Annotated in this window: 1 protein-coding gene; it reads left to right on the top strand. The window is 47.8% G+C overall.

Translation table 11 applies throughout. The features are described from left to right. A partial coding sequence (locus tag IS446_RS00025; protein ID WP_203057126.1) for a hypothetical protein occupies positions 1-341 on the top strand: 341 nt, incomplete at both ends.

Below are 341 nucleotides of genomic sequence, written 5' to 3'. Positions count from 1 at the left end.
TTACCATATCCCTGAATGTAAGTCCGCTTACCTGTAACACCGGAGGACGTGTAGAAGTAACTGCCGGTGGTGGTTGGGGTAGCTATGAATACCAGTTGGAGGAGACAGCAACCGGAACGGTAGTAGTACCATTCCAGGTGAGTAACGTTTTTAACGACATTACGATTGCCAATAATTATACAGTTCGCGTTAGAGACGTGAACGGCTGTGATATCACCGACACCTTTGATATTGTAGCGCCTGTTTCACCAACGGCAACACTTGCTCCTGTTACCGATCTGTGTTATGATCCTGCAACGGGAATGAGTCTTGAGGTGAATGTAAGCGGGGGAGAAGCTCCT

The organism is Robertkochia sediminum (assembly GCF_016786255.1).
Lineage (GTDB): Bacteria > Bacteroidota > Bacteroidia > Flavobacteriales > Flavobacteriaceae > Robertkochia > Robertkochia sediminum.
Note: the sequence above shows the minus strand (reverse complement) of the source record. Positions and strands in the feature narration are given on the sequence as shown.